22 protein-coding genes and 1 other annotated feature are annotated in these 24,375 nt (G+C 58.3%); of the genes, 12 read left to right on the top strand and 10 right to left on the bottom strand.

Going from position 1 to position 24,375, the window contains the following annotated elements; translation table 11 throughout:
* Window positions 1–103 precede the first annotated feature (103 nt).
* The 5 genes from apt (at window position 104) to htpG (ending at window position 5,871) form a co-directional block, all read left to right on the top strand.
* Complete coding sequence (gene apt / locus ABIB18_RS16505; RefSeq protein ID WP_031374646.1) at window positions 104–655, top strand: adenine phosphoribosyltransferase; 552 nt, start codon at window positions 104–106, stop codon at window positions 653–655.
* Window positions 656–812: 157 nt separating this feature from the next.
* The gene (dnaX, locus tag ABIB18_RS16500; RefSeq protein ID WP_354474859.1) at window positions 813–2,909 is read left to right on the top strand and encodes a DNA polymerase III subunit gamma/tau; all 2,097 of its coding nucleotides are present in this window, start codon (window positions 813–815) and stop codon (window positions 2,907–2,909) included.
* Window positions 2,251–2,312: a sequence feature (DnaX frameshifting element), on the top strand. Its footprint overlaps the gene before it by 62 nt.
* 55 nt (window positions 2,910–2,964) lie before the next feature.
* Window positions 2,965–3,294: a YbaB/EbfC family nucleoid-associated protein gene (locus ABIB18_RS16495; RefSeq protein WP_031377860.1), complete on the top strand. Its 330-nt coding sequence runs from the start codon at window positions 2,965–2,967 to the stop codon at window positions 3,292–3,294.
* Window positions 3,294–3,899, top strand: a complete 606-nt coding sequence (gene recR / locus ABIB18_RS16490) for a recombination mediator RecR (protein WP_031377861.1) — start codon at window positions 3,294–3,296, stop codon at window positions 3,897–3,899. The genes ABIB18_RS16495 and recR overlap by 1 nt, the downstream gene beginning before the upstream one ends.
* Window positions 3,900–3,996: 97 nt before the next feature.
* Window positions 3,997–5,871 (top strand): molecular chaperone HtpG, encoded by a 1,875-nt coding sequence (gene htpG, locus ABIB18_RS16485; RefSeq protein ID WP_046288479.1) that lies wholly within the window; start codon window positions 3,997–3,999, stop codon window positions 5,869–5,871.
* A gap of 32 nt (window positions 5,872–5,903) precedes the next feature.
* On the opposite strand, the gene ABIB18_RS16480 is transcribed toward htpG, so the two are convergent.
* Window positions 5,904–6,773: a LysR substrate-binding domain-containing protein gene (locus ABIB18_RS16480; protein WP_031377862.1), complete on the bottom strand. Its 870-nt coding sequence runs from the start codon at window positions 6,771–6,773 to the stop codon at window positions 5,904–5,906.
* Between the two features lie 186 nt (window positions 6,774–6,959).
* Between ABIB18_RS16480 and ABIB18_RS16475 the strand changes: the two genes are divergently transcribed.
* From ABIB18_RS16475 to ABIB18_RS16460, 4 genes are all read left to right on the top strand, one after another.
* Window positions 6,960–7,844, top strand: coding sequence for a DUF6024 family protein (locus ABIB18_RS16475; protein WP_159223792.1), 885 nt, complete (start codon window positions 6,960–6,962; stop codon window positions 7,842–7,844).
* Window positions 7,845–7,949: 105 nt separating this feature from the next.
* Window positions 7,950–8,594, top strand: a complete 645-nt coding sequence (gene adk, locus ABIB18_RS16470; RefSeq protein ID WP_031376054.1) for an adenylate kinase — start codon at window positions 7,950–7,952, stop codon at window positions 8,592–8,594.
* Between the two features lie 113 nt (window positions 8,595–8,707).
* A complete protein-coding gene (gene hemH, locus ABIB18_RS16465; RefSeq protein ID WP_031376055.1) occupies window positions 8,708–9,667 on the top strand; it encodes a ferrochelatase in 960 nt (319 codons plus the stop codon).
* Between the two features lie 57 nt (window positions 9,668–9,724).
* A complete protein-coding gene (locus ABIB18_RS16460; RefSeq protein ID WP_354474854.1) occupies window positions 9,725–11,026 on the top strand; it encodes an inosine/guanosine kinase in 1,302 nt (433 codons plus the stop codon).
* Window positions 11,027–11,324: 298 nt separating this feature from the next.
* Here ABIB18_RS16460 and ybaL read toward each other — a convergent pair whose 3' ends face one another.
* A complete protein-coding gene (gene ybaL, locus ABIB18_RS16455) occupies window positions 11,325–13,019 on the bottom strand; it encodes a YbaL family putative K(+) efflux transporter (RefSeq protein WP_354474852.1) in 1,695 nt (564 codons plus the stop codon).
* Window positions 13,020–13,506: 487 nt separating this feature from the next.
* On the opposite strand from ybaL, the gene ushA reads away from it, so the two are divergent.
* A complete protein-coding gene (ushA, locus tag ABIB18_RS16450; RefSeq protein ID WP_069727957.1) occupies window positions 13,507–15,273 on the top strand; it encodes a bifunctional UDP-sugar hydrolase/5'-nucleotidase UshA in 1,767 nt (588 codons plus the stop codon).
* Window positions 15,274–15,308: 35 nt separating this feature from the next.
* Here ushA and ABIB18_RS16445 read toward each other — a convergent pair whose 3' ends face one another.
* The gene (locus ABIB18_RS16445) at window positions 15,309–15,740 is read right to left on the bottom strand and encodes a multidrug/biocide efflux PACE transporter (protein ID WP_046288477.1); all 432 of its coding nucleotides are present in this window, start codon (window positions 15,738–15,740) and stop codon (window positions 15,309–15,311) included.
* A 90-nt stretch (window positions 15,741–15,830) separates the two neighbouring features.
* Between ABIB18_RS16445 and ABIB18_RS16440 the strand changes: the two genes are divergently transcribed.
* A complete protein-coding gene (locus ABIB18_RS16440) occupies window positions 15,831–16,700 on the top strand; it encodes a LysR family transcriptional regulator (RefSeq protein WP_354474951.1) in 870 nt (289 codons plus the stop codon).
* Here ABIB18_RS16440 and ybaK read toward each other — a convergent pair.
* The 3 genes from ybaK to copA all read right to left on the bottom strand — a co-directional run bounded on the left by ybaK (window position 16,697) and on the right by copA (window position 20,741).
* Window positions 16,697–17,176, bottom strand: coding sequence for a Cys-tRNA(Pro)/Cys-tRNA(Cys) deacylase YbaK (gene ybaK / locus ABIB18_RS16435; RefSeq protein WP_069727959.1), 480 nt, complete (start codon window positions 17,174–17,176; stop codon window positions 16,697–16,699). The genes ABIB18_RS16440 and ybaK overlap by 4 nt on opposite strands.
* A 176-nt stretch (window positions 17,177–17,352) precedes the next feature.
* The gene (locus ABIB18_RS16430) at window positions 17,353–18,156 is read right to left on the bottom strand and encodes a TraB/GumN family protein (RefSeq protein WP_354474849.1); all 804 of its coding nucleotides are present in this window, start codon (window positions 18,154–18,156) and stop codon (window positions 17,353–17,355) included.
* 68 nt (window positions 18,157–18,224) lie between these two features.
* Window positions 18,225–20,741 (bottom strand): copper-exporting P-type ATPase CopA, encoded by a 2,517-nt coding sequence (gene copA / locus ABIB18_RS16425; protein ID WP_354474847.1) that lies wholly within the window; start codon window positions 20,739–20,741, stop codon window positions 18,225–18,227.
* A 97-nt stretch (window positions 20,742–20,838) separates the two neighbouring features.
* Between copA and cueR the strand changes: the two genes are divergently transcribed.
* Entirely contained in the window at window positions 20,839–21,255 is a 417-nt protein-coding gene (gene cueR / locus ABIB18_RS16420) for a Cu(I)-responsive transcriptional regulator (RefSeq protein WP_354474845.1), read from the top strand.
* Here the strand turns inward: cueR and ABIB18_RS16415 are convergent.
* From ABIB18_RS16415 to ABIB18_RS16400, 4 genes are all read right to left on the bottom strand, one after another.
* Complete coding sequence (locus tag ABIB18_RS16415) at window positions 21,231–21,689, bottom strand: NfeD family protein (protein WP_031376062.1); 459 nt, start codon at window positions 21,687–21,689, stop codon at window positions 21,231–21,233. The genes cueR and ABIB18_RS16415 overlap by 25 nt on opposite strands.
* Window positions 21,689–22,603: an SPFH domain-containing protein gene (locus ABIB18_RS16410; protein ID WP_031376063.1), complete on the bottom strand. Its 915-nt coding sequence runs from the start codon at window positions 22,601–22,603 to the stop codon at window positions 21,689–21,691. The genes ABIB18_RS16415 and ABIB18_RS16410 overlap by 1 nt, the downstream gene beginning before the upstream one ends.
* 57 nt (window positions 22,604–22,660) lie before the next feature.
* Window positions 22,661–23,518, bottom strand: a complete 858-nt coding sequence (locus tag ABIB18_RS16405) for a tetratricopeptide repeat protein (RefSeq protein ID WP_354474843.1) — start codon at window positions 23,516–23,518, stop codon at window positions 22,661–22,663.
* Between the two features lie 79 nt (window positions 23,519–23,597).
* Complete coding sequence (locus ABIB18_RS16400) at window positions 23,598–24,371, bottom strand: SDR family oxidoreductase (RefSeq protein ID WP_031376065.1); 774 nt, start codon at window positions 24,369–24,371, stop codon at window positions 23,598–23,600.
* Window positions 24,372–24,375: the final 4 nt, after the last annotated feature.

Genomic DNA, 24,375 nt, shown 5'->3' with positions numbered 1-24,375 from the left:
CGTGCGTGGCTTCCCTTTGTGAATTGACTTCCGCTGAGCCTTTTACCAGGTATTGGCGCTATTGAAGCTGCGCGAAACAGAATTTTTTACCAGGCGTATCATTATGACCGACACTGCGCAGCAGCTTGAATTCATTAAAAACAGCATTAAAAGCATCCCTGATTATCCCAAGCCGGGCATCCTGTTCCGTGATGTCACCAGCCTGCTGGAAGATCCTAAAGCCTATGCCGCCGCTATCGCGCTGCTGGTGGAGCGCTACCGTGACAAAGGCATCACTAAAGTGGTGGGCACTGAAGCACGTGGTTTCCTGTTCGGCGCGCCGGTGGCGTTAGGCCTGGGCGTAGGTTTTGTTCCGGTGCGTAAGCCAGGCAAGCTGCCGCGTGAAACGTACAGCGAATCTTACGAGCTGGAGTACGGCACCGATCGGCTGGAACTGCATAAAGATGCGATTCAGCCTGGTGACGTGGTGCTGGTGGTGGACGATCTGCTGGCAACCGGCGGCACCATTGAAGCGACCGTTAAGCTGATTCGTCGCGCAGGCGGCGAAGTCCGGGATGCCGCGTTCATTATCAACCTGTTCGATCTGACCGGTGAAACGCGCCTGAAAGCCCTTGGCGTTGAGAGCTACAGCCTGGTCAATTTCCCCGGCCATTAAGCCATTTTTCGGCCTTGCCAGGCGGCAGGGTCGTCACGCCTTCTCGTTCAAGATAACGAGTGCCAGGCAAAAGCGTAGCTGTTAGACTACTGCAATCCTGTACAGGGGTTGCAGAGCGTCTGCGCTCACCTTTTCCATCCAACTTCGTCGAATCCACATGAGCTATCAGGTACTTGCGCGAAAATGGCGTCCCCAGGCTTTTGCTGATGTTGTCGGTCAGGAACACGTTCTGACGGCGCTGGCGAATGGATTGTCTCTGGGACGTATCCACCATGCTTATCTCTTCTCCGGCACACGCGGCGTAGGGAAAACCACCATTGCGCGTCTGCTGGCCAAGGGCCTTAACTGCGAAACCGGTATCACCGCCACGCCATGTGGTCAGTGTGATAATTGCCGGGAGATTGAGCAGGGCCGTTTTGTCGATCTGATTGAGATCGATGCCGCGTCGCGTACAAAAGTCGAAGACACCCGCGATCTGCTCGATAACGTGCAGTACGCACCGGCGCGCGGCCGCTTCAAAGTCTATCTGATTGATGAAGTGCACATGCTGTCGCGTCACAGCTTCAATGCGCTGTTGAAGACGCTGGAAGAACCACCATCACACGTTAAATTCCTGCTGGCGACCACCGATCCGCAGAAGCTGCCGGTGACTATCCTGTCTCGCTGCCTGCAGTTTCATCTCAAAGCGCTGGATGTCGATCAGATCCGACAGCAGCTTGAGCATGTTCTGCAGCAGGAGCACATCGACAGCGAAACGCGGGCGCTGCAATTGCTGGCGCGCGCGGCTGACGGCAGCATGCGTGATGCGTTGAGTCTGACCGACCAGGCGATTGCGATGGGGCAGGGCGCAGTGACCAGCACCACGGTCAGCGCCATGCTCGGCACGCTGGATGACGAACAGCCGCTCGGCCTGCTGGAAGCGCTGGTTGACGGCGATGGTCAGCAGGTGATGTCGCTGCTGAGTCAGGCCGCATCGCGCGGTGTGGAGTGGGAAGCGCTGCTGGTTGAAATGCTGCGCTTACTGCACCAGATTGCCATGGTGCAGCTGTTGCCAGCCTCGCTGAATGACGACGACGAAAGTAACGCGCTCAGGCTGCGTGAACTGGCACGCATGGTGCCGCCAGCCGATCTGCAGCTCTACTATCAGACCTTGCTGATGGGCCGTAAAGATCTGCCGATTGCGCCAGATCGCCGGATGGGCGTTGAGATGACGCTGCTGCGGGCGCTGGCCTTCCACCCTAAAGTCGCAGTGGCGGAACCGATTGCCCGGCCGACGTTAACGCAACAGTCGGCCCCGGTCGCGCCGGTGGAACACGCGTCGTCGCCGCAGGGAATGGCACCCTCGGCTCCGCCGGCTGGCCGGCCAGTAACGGCGCCGTCGTCTTCCGCGCAGGCTCAGCCGCCAGCCCGGCCAGCCGCCTCCGCGCCGTCGCCGGTTGCCTCGTCGCCCAGCCAGCAGCAGATTGCTGCGCAGCCGCAGATGGCCGCGCCCGATCCTGCGCCGCAGGCCGCGACGCCACCGCCTGCCGCCGCCGCGGATAATGCCCTTTCCAGTTCCACCAGTCAGCTCCTGCAGGCGCGCACCCAGTTGTTGCGTCAGGGAGCGAACAAGCCAAAAAAGAGTGAGCCGGCGGCGCCAGGTGCGCGGCCGGCCAACTCCGCGCTGGAGCGGCTGGCCTCGGTTACCGAGCGCAGCCAGCAGCGTATCCGCGAGCGTGAGCCTGCTGCGCCGGTAAAAGAAGAGGCATATCGCTGGAAGGCGCAAACCCAGCCGGTGGTGGTGGCGGAACCGGTTGCCACGCCAAAGGCCTTGCGTTCTGCGCTGGAGCATGAGAAAACCCCTGAGCTGTCGGCGCGTCTGGCGGAAGAAGCGCAGCAGCGCGATCCGTGGGCGGCTGAAATTGCTTCGCTGCCGCTGCCTAAACTGGTGCAGCAGCTGGCGCTGAATGCCTGGAAAGAGACCACCGAAACCGGTGTCTGTCTGCATCTGCGTTCCAGCCAGCGCCACCTTAATTCGGCATCTGCTCAGCAGGTGTTAAGCGCCGCCCTGAGTGAGGCTGCCGGGCAGGCAGTTGAACTCTCGGTGGTTGAAGACGATAATTCATCGGTGTTGACACCACTTGAGTGGCGTCAGGCCATTTACGAAGAGAAACTGGCGCAGGCGCGTCAGTCAATCACTTGCGATACCCACATTCAGACGTTACAGCGGTTTTTCGATGCCGATCTGGATGAAGAGAGTATCCGACCTGTTTGAACACGCTGCCGCTATCTCAACGATAGCGTTGTGGCCTCAGCTGAGAGAGAAAACTATGTTTGGTAAAGGCGGATTGGGCAACCTGATGAAACAGGCCCAGCAGATGCAGGACAAAATGGCCAAGGTTCAGGAAGAGATCGCCGCGCTGGAAGTGACGGGTGAATCAGGCGCAGGCCTGGTGAAGGTCACCATCAACGGTGCTCACAACTGCCGCCGCGTCGAAGTCGATCCCAGCCTGCTGGAAGATGACAAAGATATGCTGGAAGATCTGATCGCTGCGGCGTTCAACGATGCTGCACGCCGCATCGATGAAACCCAGAAAGAGAAGATGGCGTCTGTCTCCTCCGGTATGCAGCTGCCACCAGGCTTCAAGATGCCGTTCTGATGCAAACCAGCCCACTGCTTGAATCATTGATGGAGTCGCTGCGCTGTCTGCCCGGCGTTGGGCCGAAATCGGCGCAGCGCATGGCTTTTCAGCTGCTGCAACGCGATCGCAGCGGCGGGATGCGCCTGGCGCAGGCACTGACCCGGGCGATGTCGGAAATCGGCCACTGTGCCGATTGCCGTACCTTTACCGAGCAGGAGATCTGCACCATTTGTGCCAATCCACGGCGTCAGCAGAATGGTCTGATCTGCGTGGTAGAGAGCCCGGCGGATATCCACGCCATTGAGCAAACGGGCCAGTTTGCCGGTCGTTACTTCGTGCTGATGGGGCACCTGTCACCGCTTGACGGCATTGGCCCGGCCGATATCGGTCTGGATCGCCTTGAGCAGCGACTGGAAAGCGAAACCATTCAGGAAGTCATCCTCGCCACCAACCCGACGGTGGAAGGGGAAGCGACCGCTAACTATATCGCCGAGCTGTGCGGTCAGTATGGCGTAGACGCCAGCCGCATCGCGCACGGAGTGCCGGTTGGCGGTGAGCTGGAAATGGTCGATGGCACCACGCTCTCCCATTCGCTGGCGGGCCGCCACAAGATTAAATTTTAACCGCTTGCCGGTGTTGTGACAGACACCGGCTTGAAAACCTCGCCGTCATCCCCACATCAACCTCAACGTTTGTTCAACCTGTTTTGTTGAGGTAGCAATGACCATGAAAGGACAAGAGACCCGTGGCTTTCAGTCGGAAGTAAAACAACTTCTGCACCTGATGATCCATTCTCTCTATTCAAACAAAGAGATTTTCCTGCGTGAGCTGATTTCCAACGCCTCGGATGCGGCAGACAAACTGCGTTTCCGTGCGCTGTCGGATGCCAGCCTGTATGAAGGCGACGGTGAACTGCGCGTCCGTCTCTCTGTTGACAAGGACAACCGCACCCTGACCCTGAGCGACAACGGTATCGGTATGCGTCGTGACGAGGTGATTGAGAACCTCGGTACCATCGCAAAATCGGGTACTAAAGCGTTTCTTGAATCGCTGGGCTCCGATCAGGCGAAAGACAGCCAGCTGATTGGACAGTTCGGGGTGGGCTTCTACTCTGCCTTCATCGTGGCGGATAAGGTCACCGTGCGGACCCGTGCGGCCGGTGCCTCGGCTGACGAAGGCGTATTCTGGGAATCAGCGGGCGAGGGTGAATATACCCTCGCGGACATTGAGAAAGCCGATCGCGGTACCGAAATCACCCTGCATCTGCGCGAAGGCGAAGATGAATTCCTCGACGCGTGGCGCGTTCGCAACATCATCAGCAAATATTCCGATCACATTGCGCTGCCGGTTGAAATCGAAAGCAAAGATGAAGAGAGCGACAGCACCCACTGGGAAAAAATTAACAAAGCCCAGGCGCTGTGGACCCGCAACAAGTCAGAGATCAGCGACGAAGAGTACAACGAGTTTTACAAGCACATTGCCCATGACTTCAGCGATCCGGTCGCCTGGAGCCATAACCGGGTGGAAGGCAAGCAGGAATACACCAGCCTGCTCTACATTCCGGCGCGCGCACCGTTTGATATGTGGAACCGCGAGCACAAGCATGGCCTTAAACTTTACGTACAGCGCGTCTTCATCATGGACGACGCCGAACAGTTTATGCCGAACTACCTGCGCTTCGTCCGCGGTCTGATCGACTCGAATGACCTGCCGCTTAACGTCTCCCGTGAGATCCTGCAGGATAGCCGGGTCACCCAGAGCCTGCGCGGCGCGCTGACCAAACGCACCCTGCAGATGCTGGAAAAACTGGCGAAAGACGACAGCGAAAAATACCAGACATTCTGGAAAGAGTTCGGTCTGGTGCTGAAAGAGGGCCCGGCTGAAGATCACGCTAACCAGGAAGCGATTGCGAAACTGCTGCGTTTTGCCACCACCCAGAGCGAAGGCGCGGCGCAAACCGTTTCGCTGGAAGATTACGTCAGCCGGATGGTGGAAGGTCAGGAGAAGATTTACTACATCACCGCAGATAGCTATGCCGCTGCGAAGAGCAGCCCGCACCTCGAGCTGTTCCGTAAGAAAGGTATTGAAGTGCTGCTGCTCTCCGATCGCATCGATGAGTGGATGATGAGCTACCTGACTGAGTTCGACGGTAAAACTTTCCAGTCGGTGAGCAAAGCGGATGATTCGCTGAGCAAACTGGCGGATGAAGAGACCGAAGAGCAGAAAGAGGCGGAAAAAGCGCTGGAGCCGTTTGTTGAGCGGGTGAAAACCCTGCTGGGCGAGCGGGTGAAAGAGGTGCGTCTGACTCATCGTCTGACCGACACGCCAGCGATCGTCACCACCGATGCCAACGAAATGACTACCCAGATGGCGAAGCTGTTTGCTGCGGCCGGTCAGGAAGTGCCGGAAGTGAAGTACATCTTCGAGATCAACCCGGATCATTCGCTGGTGAAACGCGTGGCGGACACCCAGGATGAAGCGCGCTTCGGCGAGTGGATTGAACTGTTACTGGATCAGGCGCTGCTGGCAGAACGCGGCACGCTCGACGATCCAAACCAGTTTATCCGTCGCATGAATCAGCTGCTGACGGCATAACCAAAAAAGCCGGTGACCCTCACCGGCTTTTTTTATGGCTGCGCGGCCTCACGCAGCCAGTCCCGAAACAGACTAATTTCCGGCTCAGGAGAGCGGCTCTGTCGGGTCAACATCCAGGTCGCACGTTCAACGCGAACAAACCCCAACGGCGCGATCAGCGTGCCATCCTCCAGCTCCTGCCGCACCAGCAAATGGGGCGCCATTAACACGCCCAGTCCACTGCGCGCTGCCTGGATACCCAGAGTCAGGCTATCGAAATGCTGACCCCCGCTAAAGTTGCCGCTGATACCGGCTTTTTCCGCCCATTCTGACCAGGCGTGCAGCCGCGTATCGGCATGCAGCAGCGGCAGGGCGCGCAAATCGTTGCCGCTCTGTAACTGACGGGCAAACTGCGGTGCGCACAGCGGACCGATCTCATCTTCACTGATCAGCATGGCGTCAATGTCGCTTTCAGGGCGCGCGCTGTGGCTCAGAATCAGCACATCGACATGTTCACTGCGCAGCTGCGCCAGATCCGCCAGCGGCTGGAAGCGGATCTCAATCCCGGGGTAGCGCTGGTAAAAGCTGGCAATGCGTGGGATCAGCCACTGTGACAAAAAACTCGGGGCGCAGGAGACGCTGATATACTGGCGCAGGCCGGTGCGGATGGTTTCACAGCTGCTGCGCAGTTCACTGAACGCCTGCTGACAGCTCTGCAGCAGGCGTTCACCGTGTGAGGTTAACTTTACGCGGCCGTTGCTGCGAACAAACAGCGGTTTGCCCATCCAGCTTTCCAGCTGACGTATCTGATGGCTGATCGCACTGTGCGTGACGTGCAGACGGTCCGCCGCCACGCTAAAGCTGCTGTGTAATGCCGCCTGGTGAAAATAGTGCAGCGCCCTCAGCGGTGGCAGTCCGGTCATCCTCATCCCCTGTTTAAAAATCTAACAAGGATTGTTCATTTATATCATTTTAAAGTCCAGCCGCATTGACCTACTCTACAGGGCAGATTCTGGCGGGTTGACTCAGCATATTATCTATGTGTCCTCCTGATATTCCGCCGCACTTCACCTTCTCTTATGCTGCACTACAACGAAAACGAGACGCTCATGGCATATGCTCCATCTTCCTCTGCCACGCCGTCAGAGACGCGCGACCGTTTGCGGCTGGCACTCTCACGTTTTTACAAGCTGGAGCAGTTCGATCTCTTCTTCGCCCCTTCGCTGCATATAGCGCGGGTGCTACTGTCACAGCTGTTTTTGCGCCAGGAGCAGGCGCGCAATCAGACACGCTACGCCTCACACTATCCGGTGACTGAACTCAACATTTTGCCGGCGATCCCGCTGATGGCCGGTAACATCATGCTGGTGCCACACGTCGATTTGCCCAACGCGCGGGTTCGCCCGCTGCGCGATTGCCAGAATCAGGGCGTCACTGAGGCGAGCGAAAGCTTTGCCAGCGTGCTGCACCCTAATCTGATCGATGATGCGCATCTGTTTGTCACCCGGCTGGATCGTCACGCTGAGATCTGTGGCGATCTGGTGCTGGTGGCGCTGCGCACCTGTGATTTCAGTACGCTGGTGCGCAGCGAACTGCGCCTGTTTGAACAGGGGCTGAGTCTGACGGCCGTCGACGCGGCGCTGCGCCGTTTTGACGATCCGCAGTGGCGGCCGTATAACGCCGCGACCGTGGATGCGCTGTCGCTTCCCGGCCCGCTGTCACTGCATTCCAGCCATCAGCCCGGCTTGCCTTTTGCCAGTTTTAATCTGCCGCCGGCGATCATCACCACCCTGTGTGACGCGGAGGATGTGGTGAAATGGCCACAGCAGGCGCGGCTGCAGCTTAATGCCAACGTGCGCGGCAGCGGCAAAAAGAGCATCAATATGACCCACCAGCTGGGCAAGCGATTGCAGACCTTATTGGGGTGCGGCGGTAAATCTGAAAAAGGCGCGGGCCGCTCGACAGGCGCTGCTATCGGGCCGGAAAGGCAGTAGAGTAGACGGGTGCGATCCGCGCCCTTCCTTGTGATGAGCGGGTCATAATGGTATGTTCTTCGCCTTCTCAGATAGATCAATGCGATTCGCAAGGGGATTTACGCAATGCGTATTATTCTGCTCGGAGCTCCGGGCGCAGGTAAGGGGACTCAGGCCCAATTCATCATGGAGAAATATGGCATTCCGCAAATCTCCACCGGCGACATGTTGCGTGCAGCGGTAAAAGCAGGCAGCGAGCTGGGCAACCAGGCGAAAGCCATTATGGATGCCGGCAAACTGGTAACCGATGAGCTGGTGATTGCGCTGGTTAAAGAGCGTATCACTCAGGAAGACTGCAAAAACGGTTTCCTGCTGGACGGTTTCCCACGCACCATTCCTCAGGCGGATGCGATGAAAGAAGCCGGGATCACCGTTGATCACGTGCTGGAGTTCGCCGTACCGGATGAACTGATCGTTGAGCGTATCGTCGGTCGTCGTGTTCATACGCCATCTGGCCGGGTTTACCATGTCACCTTCAATCCACCGAAAGTGGAAGGTAAAGATGACGTTACCGGTGAAGAGCTGACCACCCGTAAAGACGATCAGGAAGAGACCGTGCGTAAGCGCCTGGTGGAATACCATCAGATGACCGCACCGCTCATTGCCTATTACAGCAAAGAAGCGGAAGCCGGTCACACCGCCTATCACAAAATCGACGGCACCCGTAAAGTGACCGAAGTGAGTGCCGAGCTGGCGAAGATCCTCGGCTAAGCACCAGGGGGCCGGTATTACTGGCCCCTTTTGCAGTAATTGCTTTTACCTCCCACTAATTCCGCTACAATTTCCTCGTTTTCACGCATCCCCGTCGTCATCAAGGAATCACAATGAGGCAAGATAAGCCCGGCGTGTTACTGGTTAATTTAGGTACGCCAGACGCCCCAACCACACCTGCTGTTAAACGCTATCTGAAACAGTTTTTAAGCGATCCTCGCGTGGTCGATACGCCGCGCTGGCTCTGGTGGCCGATCCTCAATGGCGTGGTGCTGCCGTTTCGCTCGCCGCGCGTGTCGAAACTCTACGCCTCGGTCTGGATGGAAGGCGGCTCGCCGCTGCTGGTTTACAGCCAGCGTCAGCGTGATGCGCTGGCGGCACGTGTCGATATGCCGGTTGAGCTTGGCATGAGCTACGGAAATCCCAGCATGAAAAGTGCGGTAGATAAGCTGATGGCGCAGGGCGTAACGCGCCTGATCGTGCTGCCGCTCTATCCGCAGTTCTCCTGCTCGACGGTGGCGGCGGTGTGGGATGGTTTAACCGCAGTATTTAAAGATTACCGTTCGTTGCCTGAGGTGCAGTTCATTCGCGATTACGCCGAACATCCGGCCTATATCGCCGCGCTGAAAGCGTCAGTAGAGCGATCTTTCGCGCAGCATGGTCAGCCCGATCTGCTGGTGATGTCGTTCCACGGCATCCCGCAGCGTTTCGCGAATGAAGGCGATGACTATCCTCAGCGCTGTGCCGATACCACTGCGGCACTGACCAAAGCGCTGGGTCTGCGTGACGACCAGTTTATGCTGACCTTCCAGTCGCGTTTCGGCCGCGAACCCTGGCTGATGCCTTACACCGACGAAACCATGAAAAGCCTGCCGGCCAAAGGCATCAGGCATGTGCAGGTCATGAGCCCCGGCTTCTCTTCAGACTGTCTGGAGACGCTGGAAGAGATCAGCGGTGAAAACTGTGAAATCTTCATGCACGCCGGTGGCGAGAAGTTTGAGTACATTCCGGCGCTCAACGCCGACGAAGCCCACATCGAAATGATGGTGCAGCTGGTCAACGCACGCCGTTAAAGCGAAGGCAGAGAGTGTGATATCATTCTCTGCCTGTTTTTCCAGACGGCATTCCCGATGAAATTTCCCGGCAAACGCAAATCCAAACACTACTTCCCGGTCAGCGCACGCGATCCCCTGTTACAGCCTGCTCAACACGATGTTGACGCGGGAAGCTGGGTAGTCGGCATCGATCAGACGCTGGTCGATATCGAAGCGAAAGTCGACGAGGCTTTCCTGACCCGTTATGGCCTGAGTGCCGGTCATTCACTGGTGATCGACGATGCCGTCGCGGAAGCGCTCTACAACGAACTGATGCGCGATGCGCTGATCACTCACCAGTTTGCCGGTGGCACCATTGGCAACACGCTGCATAACTTCTCGGTGCTGGCCGATGACCGTTCAGTGCTGCTGGGCGTGATGTGCAACAACATCCAGATCGGCGGCTACGCCTATCGCTATCTGTGCAATACCTCCAGCCGGATGGATCTCAACTATCTGCAGGGGGTTGATGGTGCGATTGGCCGCTGCTTTACGCTGATTGGTGAGAATGGCGAGCGGACGTTTGCCATCAGCCCGGGCCAGATGAACCAGCTCCAGCCCGATAACGTGCCGGAGTCGGTGATTGCCGGCGCTTCAGCGCTGGTGCTGACCTCCTACCTGGTGCGCTGCGCTGAGGGTGAACCGATGCCGCTGGCCACCTTGCGGGCGATCGAGTACGCCAAACGTCACAATGTACCGGTGGTGCTGACGCTCGGCACCAAACACGTGATCGGCGATAACCCCCAGTTCTGGCGCGACTTCCTACGCGAGCACGTCACTATCGTGGCAATGAATGAAGAGGAAGCACTGGCGCTGACCGGCGAAGCCGATCCGCTGCTGGCCTCGGATATGGCGCTGGAGTGGGTGGATCTGGTGTTGTGCACTGCCGGGCCGACCGGGCTCTACATGGCGGGTTATACCGAAGAAGAGTTCAAACGTAAAACCAACCATCCGCTGCTGCCGGGTGCCATCGCTGAGTTTAACCAGTATGAGTTCAGCCGGGTAATGCGCCAGCAGGATTGTCAGCAGCCGCTGCGGATTTTCTCGCACATTGCGCCCTACATGGGCGGACCGGAAAAGATCATGAACACCAACGGTGCCGGAGATGGCGCGCTGGCGGCGTTACTGCATGATATTACCGCCAACAACTACCATCGCCTCAACGTGCCCAATTCCAGCAAGCACGCCCGCCCTTATCTGACCTATTCATCGCTGGCGCAGGTGTGTAAATATGCCAACCGCGTAAGCTATCAGGTTCTGAATCAGCATTCGCCGCGCTTAACCCGCGGGTTACCGGAGCGGGAAGACAGTCTGGAAGAGTCTTACTGGGATCGTTAAGCTGCCAGCCACAGGGCGTCAGATAGCTGACAAACTCAAATAAGGCTGAACCTGGCAGCAATGGATTAGCTCAACGCACAGGGTACAGGGTCAGAAGAGGAAAGCGTTCCGTCGCCCGGATAAAACGCCGGGCGCGTTTTTAGACAACGCAAAGCGTTGGCCCGGCTCTGGGCGCACCTCAGGGATGAGGTGCGTAATCGCGTGGGCCGGGCGAGTCAGGGATGGGCTTTTGCATCTTTCCGATCTGACCGTATTCCCTGTGCCGGCTCGCTCTCATCGCTATCCGGCCCTGGCTGAATCAACGCACCACGTCACAGGGATGTAAATCTGTTCCCTGCTTCATCTCATCCTGCAGAATCTGCAGCATGCTGCTGGCAATTTCACGCTCGCCCATCACCACCCGGGTCGCGCCGCGCTCCATGATGTATTCCACCTCATCGTCGTAATGCGCCCGGGCGATGATCTCAATATTCTGATGCTTCTCGCGCGCGGCGGTCACGACTTCACCCGCTTCATAGCCATTCGGGATGGTCAGCAACAGCCAGCGGGCGCAATCCAGCCGTGCCAGCTCCATGGTTTCAGCCCGGGCTGCATTGCCCAGCACCGCTTTAATGCCTCGCTCACGCAGCGCTTCGACGCGTGGACGGGAATTCTCAACCACCACCAGCGGCACGTTGGCCTCAATCAGCTTCTGGCCGATCAGGCTGCCGACCCGGCCATAGCCGACGATGACCGCGTGATTGCAGAACTCCACCGGGATCTGCTTCTCTTCCTCGATCGCCTCTTCCAGCGTCTGCTCTTCCATGGTTTCGGTTTTCGCCAGGAAACGCTCCAGCAGGGTAAACAGGATCGGGTTGATCATGATCGACAGGATAGCCGCTGCCAGCACCAGATTGCGGCCTTCATCGCTCAGCAGGCCGAGCGAGATGCCGAGTCCGGCCAGAATAAAGGCGAACTCGCCAATTTGCGCCAGGCTGACCGAGATAGTCAATGCGGTACGGCGGGAGTGGCCCAGCAGCGTCACCAGCAGCCAGGCGGCAACGGATTTGCCCACCACGATAATCACCAGCGCACCCAGCACCGCCAGCGGCTGCGTCACCAGAATCGACGGATCAAACAGCATGCCGACCGAGACGAAGAACAGCACGGCGAAAGCATCGCGCAACGGCAGGGTATCGCGGGCGGCGCGGTGGCTCAGTTCAGATTCGTTCAGCACCATGCCGGCAAAGAAGGCACCGAGCGCGAATGAGACATCGAAGAATTCAACCGCGCCAAACGCAATTCCCAGCGCCAGCGCTAACACCGCCAGCGTAAACAGTTCGCGTGAGCCGGTGGCGGCGCTGCGGGCGAGGATCCACGGAACGGCACGCCGTCCGACCACCATCATCAGCACCATAAAGGCGGCCACTTTACCGATGGTCCACAGCAGGTCCCACGCCAGCAGTCCGGCGCTGGCGTTACCCTGTTCCATCATGCCAGCAATCGCCGGCAGCAATACCAGCGTCAGCACCATCACCAGATCTTCAACAATCAGCCAGCCAATAGCGATCTGGCCGCGCTGGCTATCAATTAACTGACGCTCTTCTAACGCCCGCAGTAACACCACGGTACTGGCGGTGGAGAGACAGAGGCCAAACACCAGGCCGGTCATCCACGACCATCCCAGCGTCCATGACAGACCCATTCCCAGTAACGTCGCAACCGCTATCTGTGCGACCGCACCGGGAATGGCGATCGACTTTACCGACATCAGGTCTTTTAACGAGAAGTGCAGGCCAACGCCAAACATCAGCAGAATCACCCCCAGCTCCGCCAGTTCCGGCGCGAGGTTAGTATCGGCGACAAAACCTGGCGTAAAGGGACCGGCCAGCACGCCAGCCAGCAGGTAGCCGACCAGCGGTGAAATGCGCAGGCGGTTTGCCAGCATCCCAAGGAGAAATGCCAGAACCAGTGCTCCGACAATGGTGGTGATCAACGGTGTGGTGTGATGCATGCCTGTCTCCTTGTATGCAAATGTATCTGCTTGTAACAAAGAAGTTTAATGCAAAATGGACGCTTTCGCTGAGCAATTTGCGGGAAGAGCAGAAAAAATCGGTTAAATGAGAGGAAAACGTAACCGAAAGGCCATTTTGGTTGCTTATCGTTAATATCGGCCGTGCTGGCGCATTATTAAAGGCCGGATAAATAAAGATTACGTCGGATAAATGCCCTAAGCGTGACGCGAATCAATGGCTAATGACCCTATTCGTCAGCTAAACCGTCGCCCGGCACAGTTTTGACAGGCCGTCAGCCGTCAGGTCGGCGCAATCCACTTTCATCTGGCATTCACTATGCTGCCCGCCGGGGCGTAATTCATCGTCACTGACGCCTGCCGCGTGCTTTAGCCTTGAGTTCATCAGAAGAATGTGCGAAACAGTGGGGCAGCCCGGTGAGCGAACCCGCAGAGATAAACGGGCCAGACAGAAATAAGGAGATTAACGGTGTTGTTATCACGATGGGCAGGATCGAGCGTTGCGCTAGTACTGGCGCTGATGCCGCTGTTTTCTCAGGCTGCAGAGCCTGACCGCACGTACCGCTTTAGCCTGCTGCACACCAATGATGAACATGGTCACTTCTGGTTCAATCCGCAGGGTGAATATGGTCTGGCAGCACAAAAAACGCTGATGGATACGCTGCGCTATGAGGTGCAGGCCAAAGGCGGCGGCGCATTAATCCTCTCGGCGGGCGACGTCAACACCGGGGTGCCGGAATCGGATGAACTGGATGCTGAACCCGATTTTCGCGCCATGAACCTGATTGGTTACGATGCAATGGCGCTCGGCAATCATGAATTCGACAAGCCGATTGCGGTGCTGCGCAAGCAGGAGAAGTGGGCAAGATTCCCGCTGCTGGCGGCTAATGTCTACCAGAAGAGCAGCGGCGAGCGGATGTTTAAACCGTGGGCGGTGTTCAATCGTCTCGGCCTGAAAATTGCGGTACTGGGGCTGATTACGCCCGATACTGCCCGGCTGGCCAACCCGGCGGGCTTAACCGATGTCGAATTCCGCGATCCGATCGCCGAAACCATCAAAGCGGTGGCAGAGTTACGCGCCAGTGAGAAACCGGACGTGATTGTCGCGCTGACGCATCTGGGCCACTACGACGACGGCAAGCACGGCAGTAACGGCATCGGTGATGTCACGCTGGCACGCAGCCTGCCGGCCGGCACCCTCGACCTGATCGTCGGCGGTCACTCGCACGATGCAGTCTGCATGGAAAAAGAGAACGTCAGCGTGAAAAATTATCAGCCTGGCCAGCCGTGTCAGCCCGATAAACAGAACGGCATCTGGATCATGCAGGCGGATAAATGGGGCAAATATGTCGGGCGCGGCGATTTCACCTACCGTAATGGTCAGGTCACGCTGGAGGCGTACCAGCTGGTGCCGGTTAACCTTAAGCATCTGGTGAAGAATGCCGACGGCAGTGAAACCTGGCTCACCTGGCAGCAGGAGATCCCGAAAAACAGTGCGATGATGAAGCTGCTGATGCCGTTTCAGAAACGGGCTGAAGCAAAGCTGACCGTCAATGTCGGCAGCGCAGAGGGGGATTTCAGGGGCGAAAAAGAGCAGGTGCGCTTTGAGCAAACCAATCTCGGCCAGCTGATTTTACGGGCACAGATGGCGCATACCCAGGCTGACTTTGCGGTGATGAGCGGCGGCGGTATCCGCGCGTCCCTGAAAACCGGCAAACTGAGCTGGCGCGATCTGCTGCAGGTTCAGCCGTTCGGCAATCAGGTGGTGTCGGTAAGCCTGACCGGTGCCGAGATCAAAAAATATCTGGCGGTGGTGGCCAATATCCAGCCTGACTCAGGCGGCTACGCCCAGTTTGCCGGGATCAGCCTGACGGCCGACGGCAAAGAGGTCAGCGATATCCGCATCAACGGTAAGCCGCTCGAAGAGACGCAGCACTATCGCATGGCGACCAACAGTTTTAATGCCGCGGGCGGCGATGGCTATCCACGGCTGGATAATCATGCTGGCTACGTTAACAGCGGCGTGCCAGATGCGCAGGTGCTGCGCGACTGGATCAAGGCGCATTCGCCGATCAAGGCCAGCGACTACCAGCCGCAGGGACAGGTAGTGCATCTCACCGACGAGCAGATCAGGCAGCGTGATGAGGCGGCGGAGAAAGCGCGTAAACGCAACTACCCTAAAATGATTCTGGCGTGGATCTGGCCGTGGGGGAACGAAACAGCCCGGGCGCATTGAACGCATCGGGAGGCGCTTGCGCCTCCCGATTGTTTTTATGCCTGACAGGATTTGCGGCTGATCCAGCGCTCGCGCAGTTTGTCCCACACCCAGTTATAGGCCATGGTGTAGGGCAGGAAGAACAGGAAGAAGGCGACTTCCACCAGAAACGCCTGCCACAGCGAAATAGCCAGCATCCAGGCCGCAATCGGCAGGCCAATCAGGATAAATCCCCCTTCAAAACCCAGTGCGTGCATCACGCGCACGCCAGCACTGCGTTTCTGCCCTGGCGGGTGCAGCCGATCAAATCCGCTGTTGTAGATCATGTTCCACAGCATCGCGACGGTAGACAACATAATCGCCAGCGATCCCATCTGAAACAGTGGTTTATTCATCGCCCATGCGGCCAGCGGTGATACGGTCAGAATCGCCAGCGTTTCAAAACAGACGGCATGTAAAATACGTTCTTTTAGTGAGCGGGTACGCATGACTTAACTCTCCTCGGGTTATGCCAGGCATTCTCTCACCGCAGAATGCTAAAATGAAATGAACACCTATCGAAAAAAGCGATGGATAAGATGCGTTACTCCCCGGAATCCCTTGAGGCCTTTGTCCAGACCGTGACCAGCGGCTCGTTTTCTGCTGCCGCGCGGGCGCTGGGAAAAAGTCAGTCCACCATCAGTGCGGCGGTGGCGAATTTAGAAGACGACCTCGGCCTGGTGTTGTTTGATCGTGGCGGACGCCAGCCGGTATTAACCGAGCAGGGACGACGCGCACTGCCGCAGGTGCAGCAAATTCTCGCCGCCAGTGAGCGGCTGGATGCGCTGGCAATACGTTTATCGCAGGGCGTAGAGCCGCGGTTAAGTTTTGCCGTCTCTGATTTCTGGCAAACCGATCATCACGAGCATCTGCTAAAGCAGTTTGACGCACGCTTTCCGGAGATCGAGCTGGAGTGCATGATGGCGGAAGATGGCGATGTGCTGGATCTGTTGCAGGCCGGGCGGGTCCATCTCGGGGTGGTGCGGGCGCAGCCCGCGCTGCCAGCCGATATTGCGGTGGCACGCCTGCAGGTGGAGGCTCAGATGGCGGTTTATCTGCACCATCAGCATCCGCTGGCGATGCTTAAAACCCTCAGTGAGAGTCAGCTTGAAGAGGTGCGCCATCTGCGACTGAATACCTGGGTCGAGCAGCGCGAACCGACCTCAATGGGGCGCATCTGGTCAGCGCCCACCTATTTATTGCTGCTGGAGATGGCAGAGCTGGGCTTTGGCTGGACCATCCTGCCACGCTGGCTGGTAAAGCAGTTTGGCCATGGCGTGTTGCAGGAGCTGCCGCTGCCGGGCTGGCCGCAGCATATTGCGGTTGAGGTGATCTGGTCGCGCCGTAACCCACCGGGTCCGGCGGGACGCTGGATGATCGATCAGCTATGCGCCCAGCCGCGGGTTTAATCGTGGCGGGCGATATCCGCCAGAGGGGCGTCCAGCAGGCGGGCAAGTTCCTGCGGTGCCAGTTCAATATCCAGCCCGCGCTTGCCGCCGGAAATAAAGATAGTGGCAAAGTCGGCAGCAGAAATATCGATCACCGTCGGCAGCCGTTTCTTCTGCCCCAGCGGACTGATGCCGCCGACCAGGTAGCCGGTCACCCGCTGCGCCTGTAGCGGATCGGCCATATCGACTTTTTTAGCCCCCAGCGCTTTGGCGACTTTTTTCAAATCGAGCTGGGTTGATACCGGCGTGACCGCCACCGCCAGCTGTTTTGCCTCGCCATTCAGCGCCACCAGCAGCGTTTTATAGACCTGACGCGCGTCCAGATTCAGTTTACGCACTGCCTCATCACCAAAATGGGTTTCGCTGCTGTCGTGTTCATAGGGGTGCAGAGTGAAGCTGACTTTTTGTTTTTCCAGTAGTTTTACTGCAGGTGTCATACCGGTCCCTTCCTAAGAAAAATCTTATTGCGCCCGATCGTTGAATAAAGGTGGCGAAATTTTGTGCTTTGCGCGAGAATTGGCCGCGCGCCAGCAATCTGATTGCTGAGCGATAACCAAAATCATAAACAAATTCCTCTTTGACGGGCCGGTAGCATTATCGGCTCTCTTTTTTTTCAGCGCGTCTTCAGCATCCCGGGCAAATTATCCTCACCGTAGAGATGCAGCGCACCGACCGCCACCACGTAGTCTCCCGCCGCTAAGGCCTGCAGTTTATCCCGCCACTGCGCATTACGCTGACCGATCAACGTATCGTTGAGCGCCTGACTAAACGTGGCCGGCAGAGCAATCTGCGGCTGGCGCGGCGGCGTATCCAGCCACCAGCTGACCATCATTTGCAGCAGCCGCGCATTGGTATGCCAGTGGGTCAGCGTATCCTGCAGCAGCGCCATGCCGTCATCCGGCAGCGTATTCAGCAGCGCAATCTGCGCTTCAGCGCCCTCCAGCTCAATCACCGGCTTGTTCCAGCGCTTTGCCGCCTGCAACAGCTGATAATCAATGCCGTAGTCGGGCCGCAATCCCAGCCGTTGCGCCTGCTGCGCCTGCAACATCAGCGCAATCTGCCAGGCGGGCAGGTTATCAAATGAACCGATCGACAGGTTCATTTCGTGACACAGCGCGGTGAGCGTCTGCAAAGCCTCGTCATCAAGCCGGGTCACCAGCGGGGGACGATCCGCGCTGCCATCAAACGGCGAGCTGCCCTGGGTAATATCCGCTTCGACGATCAGCGCATCGGCCTTCTGCAGCTGACGCAGCAGCCGCGCCGGCAGCGGCTGCATATCCCGCGTTCCCATATGAATACTGCCCACCAGATGCAGATGACATTCGCCGAGCCGGACATCGATGGCAGGCCAGCGGTAGCTGGCGGGAAAAAGTTGGCTGATGAAGCCGCGCAGTGAGCGCCAAACGTTGCCTGTCATTCCCGGTCCTTCGCTATTTAAAACCCCATGCTAGCGGCTTCAGTCGCCGAAAAACAGCGCCGAAACGGCTATTGCTGGCGCGGCGGCTGATAGCGCAGCAGGCGATTGGCGTTGGCAACCACCGTAATCGAGGAGAGCGCCATCGCAGCGCCTGCCACAATCGGGCTGAGCAGGGTGCCGGTCAGCGGGTAGAGCACTCCAGCCGCTACCGGAATACCAATACTGTTATAAATAAAGGCCCCGAACAGGTTCTGGCGGATATTGCGCAGCGTGGCTGACGAGATGGCTAACGCATCGGCGACGCTGTTGAGATCGGCGCGCATTAACGTAATGCCGGCGGTTTCTACCGCCACGTCGCTGCCGCCGCCCATGGCAATCCCTACCTCAGCCTGGGCCAGTGCGGGCGCATCGTTAATGCCATCACCGACCATGGCGACGCGCCGGCCCTGCTGCTGTAACTGCGCAATCGCCGCTGCCTTGCCTTCTGGCAGCACGCCGGCGATCACCTCATCAATTCCCACCTCAGCCGCAATCGCCTGCGCAGTATTCTGGTGGTCACCGGTGAGCATAATCAGGCGATAACCCGACTGATGCAGCCGTTTCAGGGCGGTGGCGCTTTCCGGCCGCAGCGCATCGCGCAGGGCGATCAGGCCAATCAGCTGGCCCTGTTCAGCCAGTAACACCGGCGTCGCACCCTGTTGCGTCAGACGTTCGATATCCGCCATCGCGGGCTGATAATCGACCCCATTCTCCTGCAGCAGGGCGGCATTACCCAGCAGTAACGCTCTGCCATCCAGTATGCCGCTGACCCCTTTGCCGCGTATTGTACGAAATTGTGCCAGTGACGGCGCACGGGTGAGGTCAGCCGCGGCAACAATCGCTTTAGCCAGCGGATGGCCGGAGGAGTATTCCAGCGCGGCGGCGGTCTGCAGTACCGACTCGCGGCTGGCATCACCCCAGACCCGAACCTCGCTGACCTGCGGCGTACCGGCCGTCAGGGTGCCGGTTTTATCGAACACCAGCGTGTCGATTTGACTGGCACGCTGCAACGCATCGGCATCCCGTACCAGCACGCCGAGTTCGGCGGCCCGACCCACGCCAGCGATAATCGACATCGGCGTCGCCAGTCCTAATGCGCAGGGACAGGCAATAATCAGCACGGTGGTGGCGATCACCAGCATATAGGCGATTTGCGGTTGTGGCCCGAACAGGTACCAGATGCCGCCGCTGATCAGCGCAATCGCCACCACCACCGGGACGAACACCGCAGAGATGCGATCGGCTAAGCGGCCGACGTCAGGTTTGCTGCTCTGGGCCTGGCGTACCAGCCGGATAATGCGCGACAGCGTAGTGTGACTGCCGGTTGCGCGGGCTTCAAACTGCACTGAACCATCCTGCACCAGCGTACCGGCAAACACCGCCTCACCCGGGCCTTTACTTTGCGGCACCGCTTCACCGGTCAGCATCGCCTCATCAAACCAGGCCTCACCAGCGGTAATCTCCCCATCAACCGGCACCCGATCGCCGGTCACCAGACGCAGCATCATGCCGGGCTGCACCGCGCTAAGGGGAATTAAGCTATCGCCCTGTTCATCTGCCAGTCGCGCCTGCGCCGGAGTCAGATCGAGCAGGCGTTCCAGCGCTTTTGACGATCGCTGACGCGCCCGCTGCTCCAGCGCATGCCCGAGGTTGATCAACCCGAGGATCATCACGCTGGCTTCAAAATAGAGATGCCGCGCCTGCGACGGGAAAAAGTCGGGCCACAGCACCACGCCGAACGAGTAGATCCAGGCCGCGGCGGTACCCAGCGCCACCAGCGTATCCATGGTGGCGCTGCCGTTGCGGGCACTGCGCCAGGCGCTGCGATAAAAATGTCCGCCGGTGATCACCATCACCAGCAGTGTCATCACCCCCAGCGTCAGCCAGAGGCTGTGGTTGCTGGCGGTCAGCATCATGTTGTCGCCCAGCATGCCCCAGATCATCAGCGGCACGCCAAAGGCTAAGGCCACTGCGGCCTGCCAGCTAAAACGGCGCATTGCGCTGCGGGCGCTCTGCTGCTGTTTTTCACGCCGTTCCTGCTCATCATCGACTACCTGCGCGCCATAACCGGCGGCATCCACCGCCGCGATCAGCTGCTGCGGATCGGCTTCGCCCAGCACCAGCGCGCTGCGTTCGCCCAGGTTAACCCGGGCCTGGCTAACGCCAGCCACCTGCTGCAACGCTTTTTCTACCCGACTTACGCAGCTGGCACAGGTCATGCCTTCAATCAGCAACATGTGAGCAGGAACGGTTTTTTCTGCCGGACGGGAAAGCGATTCCGTTGTCAGCGCCTCCGGCGGCGGCTCCGATGCTGTCAACGGCTCAGGCTTTGGGGAGCTGTCAGCCGTTTTCCGCGTGGCGTGATAACCGGCCTGTTCGACGGTCGCGATCAGGTCTGCCGCATCGGCCGCACCGGAAACCCGTGCTTCCTGCTGCGTGACCTCAGCCTGCTCAACATCGTCCCGCTGTTCCAGCGCTTCTTTTACCCGTTTAACGCAATGGCCGCAGGACAGACCGTCCAGGGCCAGAGAAATGGTATGTGACATGATGAACTCCTTGTGTGATCAGATTTGACCGGGTGGTCAGTTTCGATTCATGATTAAGCATAAACCTTCCATCAAGGGGAAGGTCAAGGGGAGCAAAATGAACATCAGCGATGTGGCGAAAAAGACCGGACTCACCAGCAAGGCGATTCGTTTTTATGAAGAGAAGGGGGTGGTGACGCCTCCGCTGCGCAGTGAAAACGGCTATCGCAGCTACAGCGTGCGTCATCTGGATGAACTCAATCTGTTACGCCAGGCGCGTCAGGTCGGCTTTACGCTGGATGAGTGTCGTGAACTGGTGGCGCTGTTTAATAATCCGGCGCGCCACAGTGCCGACGTTAAGGCGCGGACCCTGCAGAAAGCCGATGAGATTGCGGCGCATATTGAGGAGCTGCACGCGATGCGCGCACGTTTGCTGACGCTGGCCGAGGCCTGTCCGGGCGACGACAGCGCAGAATGCCCAATCATCAACAATCTGGCCGGATGCTGTTCTCAGCCGGGCGGTAAGCGCGGCTGAATGCGCAGGGTAATGCCTTCAACCGCCACCACTTCGACCGGCGTTCCCGCCGGCAGATCCTGTTCAGCCTGAACTCGCCAACTGCTGTCGCCAATCCGCACGTGCCCGGTGCGGTTCTGCAGCGCGCTATCGAGGGTTAACTGCAGGCCAATCATCTGGCTGCCGCGCTGATTGAGCGAGTTCGGAACCTGGCGTGCTTCACGGTAGCGCATCCAGCGATACCAGAAAAAGACGCAGACCAGCGTCAGGACGGCAAACATTGTGCCCTGAGCGGTCCAGCTGAACGGGATAAACCATTCGATAATGCCTACCATCACCGCGGCCAGGCCGCTCCACAGCAGATAACCGCTGGTGCCCAGCATTTCCGCCGCCAGCAGCAGGCCGCCGAGCGTCAGCCAGAACCAGTGCGGATGGGCAATGATATCGACCAGCATCAGCGTTTCGACTCGGTGCGGGATTCTTTCAGCAGTTCACCGATGCCGGCAATCGAGCCGAGTAAGCTGCTTGCCTCCAGCGGCATCATCACCACTTTGCTGTTATTGGCTTCGCCAATTTTTTGCAGTGCGTCGGTATATTTCTGCGCCACGAAGTAGTTGATCGCCTGGATATCACCGGCGGCAATCGCTTCAGAAACCATTTTGGTGGCGTTGGCTTCCGCTTCCGCCTGACGTTCCCGCGCTTCGGCCTGCAAAAAGGCCGAGGTCCGTTCCCCTTCGGCTTTAAGGATCTGTGACTGTTTATCCCCTTCGGCGCGCAGGATCGCTGCCTGTCGTACTCCTTCCGCCGTCAGAATATCGGCGCGTTTGGTACGCTCCGCTTTCATCTGCGCATTCATCGCACCGATCAGCTCCTGCGGCGGACGCACATCGCGGATCTCAATACGGGTGATTTTAACGCCCCACGGATTGGTGGCTTCGTCGACGATATGCAGCAGCCGGGTATTAATGCTGTCGCGCTGCGATAACATTTCGTCCAGCTCCATGCTGCCAAGCACGGTGCGCATATTGGTCATGGTGAGGTTCAGAATAGCCTGCTCAAGATTGCTGACTTCATACGCGGCGCGTGCCGGGTCAACGACCTGAATAAAGCAGACCGCATCAATGGTAACGTTGGCGTTATCTTTGGAGATGATCTCTTGCGAGGGAATATCCAGTACCTGTTCCATCATGTTGATCTTACGACCGACACGATCCATGAACGGCACCACCAGGCTCAAGCCGGGTTGCAGCGTGCGGGTATAACGTCCAAATCGTTCAACCGTCCATTGAAAACCCTGTGGCACAATCTTGACGGTCGCCCAGACAGCCACCAGCGCCAGCACGATCAGGGCAGGAATTACAGTTATCATACAACCTCCGCGTTGTCAGATGAACGGGCCGAGTCGCTTCGGCCCGTGGTCCCGCCGTTAGTAGAGCAGCGAGTAAAGCTGGCGGCGATAGCGCGCGGCGAGGGCATCGCCGGTGCCCAGCGCAGCCAGAATCTCCTGCAGCATTTTACGTGCCTGGCCATCGGCGGCGTTAAGATCGGTTTTGAGGAAGCTGAACAGCAGTTCCAGCGCCTCTTCATTACGGCCGACCTGATGCAGCTGTAACGACAGTTTAGCAGCCAGCCCGGCGTTCGACGGATCGGCCTCCAGCTGGGATTGCAGCTGCTGGATCTCCGGGGTATCGGCCGCCTGTTTCAGCAGATCGATCTGCGCCATCAGGCTCTGATAACGGGTATCCTGATCCTGTAACGGCACCGCTTTCAGCACTGCTTCCGCTTCATCGCTGCGGCTCAGGGTGATCAGCACTTCAGCCAGCAGGAAACCAATCTCGCTCGATTGATTGCTCAGCTGCCAGGCCTCCTTTAACAGCGGCAGCGCATCCAGCGGTTTGCCTTCTTCCATCAGCGCCATCGCCTGCTGTGCTTTCAGCTCTTCTTCACGCGGCAGAACTTTTTCCAGCAGAGCGCGGATCGCCTCTTCCGGTTGCGGTCCCTGGAAGCCATCGACTGGCTGCCCGTTCTGGAACAGATAAACCGTTGGAATAGAACGCAGACCAAACTGCGATGCCACCATTTGCTCTCTATCGCAATCCAGACGGGCGAGAATAAACTGGCCGGCATATTCCTGCGCCAGCTGCTCCAGCACCGGCGTCAGCTCCTGACAATGCTGGCTGCGCTCAGACCAGAAGTAAAACAGCACCGGCAGCTGCATCGACTGCTCAAGCGTCTGCTGCAGGTTAGATTCGTTGATGTCGATTATCGAAGCATGTGGTGACATGGATAAGTCTCTTTGCAAAAAGTGTTTAAAGAATATGGGGCCAACTGGCCGCGCTTCAAGTTCTAATCAGGCCGCAGGCTCAATGGCTGCGCAAAATGCGATCCAGCATCCAGCCTGGCAGCAGGCGTTTCAGCAGGCTCATGGCATGTGCGACCAGCGTCACCGGATAGCGTAAACGCGGATGTTTGCTCTCGAGTGCATGACGAAGTTTAGGCAGAATGGCCTCCGGTGGCAGCGTAAAGCGTGCGGCAATGCCCGGATTACGCACCGGCTTATCCTGCTCGCCCTGCGTCACATTATCGGTGAAACGGGTGTGAATCGGCCCCGGTTCGATCAGGCTGACGCGGATGTTACTGGTGCGCAGTTCCAGCCGCAGCGCATCGCTCCAGGCTTCCAGCGCGTATTTACTGGCGGCGTAAGCGCCCCGGCCAGGGGTAGAGATCAGCCCGAGCACTGAACTGGTATTAATAATCCGGCCGTCGCCACTGGCCGCCAGCGCGGGGATCAGCCGCAGCGTCAGCTGATGAACGCCGAAAAAGTTACTGGAAAACTGCTGCTCCAGCTGCTGACGGGAAAGGGTTCGTAACGGTCCGTAGAGACCAAAACCGGCATTGTTAAACAGGCCTGCCAGACAGTTATCGCTGAGCGCAATGACCTTATCGGCCGCATTATCGACGCTTTGCGGATCGTCGAGATCCAGCTGAAGTCCGATAAAACCCAGCGTCTCCATGCGCGCCACATCATCCGCTTTGCGACAGGCGGCGATCACCCGATAGCCGCGCGCCTGAAGATCGTGCGCCGCGACCAGGCCAATACCGCTGGAACAACCTGTAATCAGGATGGTTTTTTGCATTTCT

This window comes from Pantoea sp. UYEF8, assembly GCF_040546285.1.
Classification (GTDB): Bacteria; Pseudomonadota; Gammaproteobacteria; order Enterobacterales; family Enterobacteriaceae; genus Pantoea; species Pantoea brenneri.
The sequence above is the reverse complement of the archived record's forward strand: the minus strand, read 5'-3'. Positions and strand labels throughout refer to the sequence as shown.

Coding starts and splice junctions, on each gene's coding strand:
- ABIB18_RS16405 (WP_354474843.1), bottom strand. CDS start 23,518: ATGTCACCACATGCTTCGATAATCGACATCAACGAATCTAACCTGCAG.
- ABIB18_RS16430 (WP_354474849.1), bottom strand. CDS start 18,156: ATGACAGGCAACGTTTGGCGCTCACTGCGCGGCTTCATCAGCCAACTT.
- recR (WP_031377861.1), top strand. CDS start 3,294: ATGCAAACCAGCCCACTGCTTGAATCATTGATGGAGTCGCTGCGCTGT.
- ybaL (WP_354474852.1), bottom strand. CDS start 13,019: ATGCATCACACCACACCGTTGATCACCACCATTGTCGGAGCACTGGTT.
- ABIB18_RS16440 (WP_354474951.1), top strand. CDS start 15,831: ATGCGTTACTCCCCGGAATCCCTTGAGGCCTTTGTCCAGACCGTGACC.
- adk (WP_031376054.1), top strand. CDS start 7,950: ATGCGTATTATTCTGCTCGGAGCTCCGGGCGCAGGTAAGGGGACTCAG.
- copA (WP_354474847.1), bottom strand. CDS start 20,741: ATGTCACATACCATTTCTCTGGCCCTGGACGGTCTGTCCTGCGGCCAT.
- ABIB18_RS16480 (WP_031377862.1), bottom strand. CDS start 6,773: ATGACCGGACTGCCACCGCTGAGGGCGCTGCACTATTTTCACCAGGCG.
- ABIB18_RS16445 (WP_046288477.1), bottom strand. CDS start 15,740: ATGCGTACCCGCTCACTAAAAGAACGTATTTTACATGCCGTCTGTTTT.
- ABIB18_RS16495 (WP_031377860.1), top strand. CDS start 2,965: ATGTTTGGTAAAGGCGGATTGGGCAACCTGATGAAACAGGCCCAGCAG.
- ABIB18_RS16400 (WP_031376065.1), bottom strand. CDS start 24,371: ATGCAAAAAACCATCCTGATTACAGGTTGTTCCAGCGGTATTGGCCTG.
- ABIB18_RS16460 (WP_354474854.1), top strand. CDS start 9,725: ATGAAATTTCCCGGCAAACGCAAATCCAAACACTACTTCCCGGTCAGC.
- apt (WP_031374646.1), top strand. CDS start 104: ATGACCGACACTGCGCAGCAGCTTGAATTCATTAAAAACAGCATTAAA.
- dnaX (WP_354474859.1), top strand. CDS start 813: ATGAGCTATCAGGTACTTGCGCGAAAATGGCGTCCCCAGGCTTTTGCT.
- ABIB18_RS16410 (WP_031376063.1), bottom strand. CDS start 22,603: ATGATAACTGTAATTCCTGCCCTGATCGTGCTGGCGCTGGTGGCTGTC.
- ABIB18_RS16415 (WP_031376062.1), bottom strand. CDS start 21,689: ATGCTGGTCGATATCATTGCCCATCCGCACTGGTTCTGGCTGACGCTC.
- ABIB18_RS16475 (WP_159223792.1), top strand. CDS start 6,960: ATGGCATATGCTCCATCTTCCTCTGCCACGCCGTCAGAGACGCGCGAC.
- cueR (WP_354474845.1), top strand. CDS start 20,839: ATGAACATCAGCGATGTGGCGAAAAAGACCGGACTCACCAGCAAGGCG.
- ybaK (WP_069727959.1), bottom strand. CDS start 17,176: ATGACACCTGCAGTAAAACTACTGGAAAAACAAAAAGTCAGCTTCACT.
- htpG (WP_046288479.1), top strand. CDS start 3,997: ATGACCATGAAAGGACAAGAGACCCGTGGCTTTCAGTCGGAAGTAAAA.
- hemH (WP_031376055.1), top strand. CDS start 8,708: ATGAGGCAAGATAAGCCCGGCGTGTTACTGGTTAATTTAGGTACGCCA.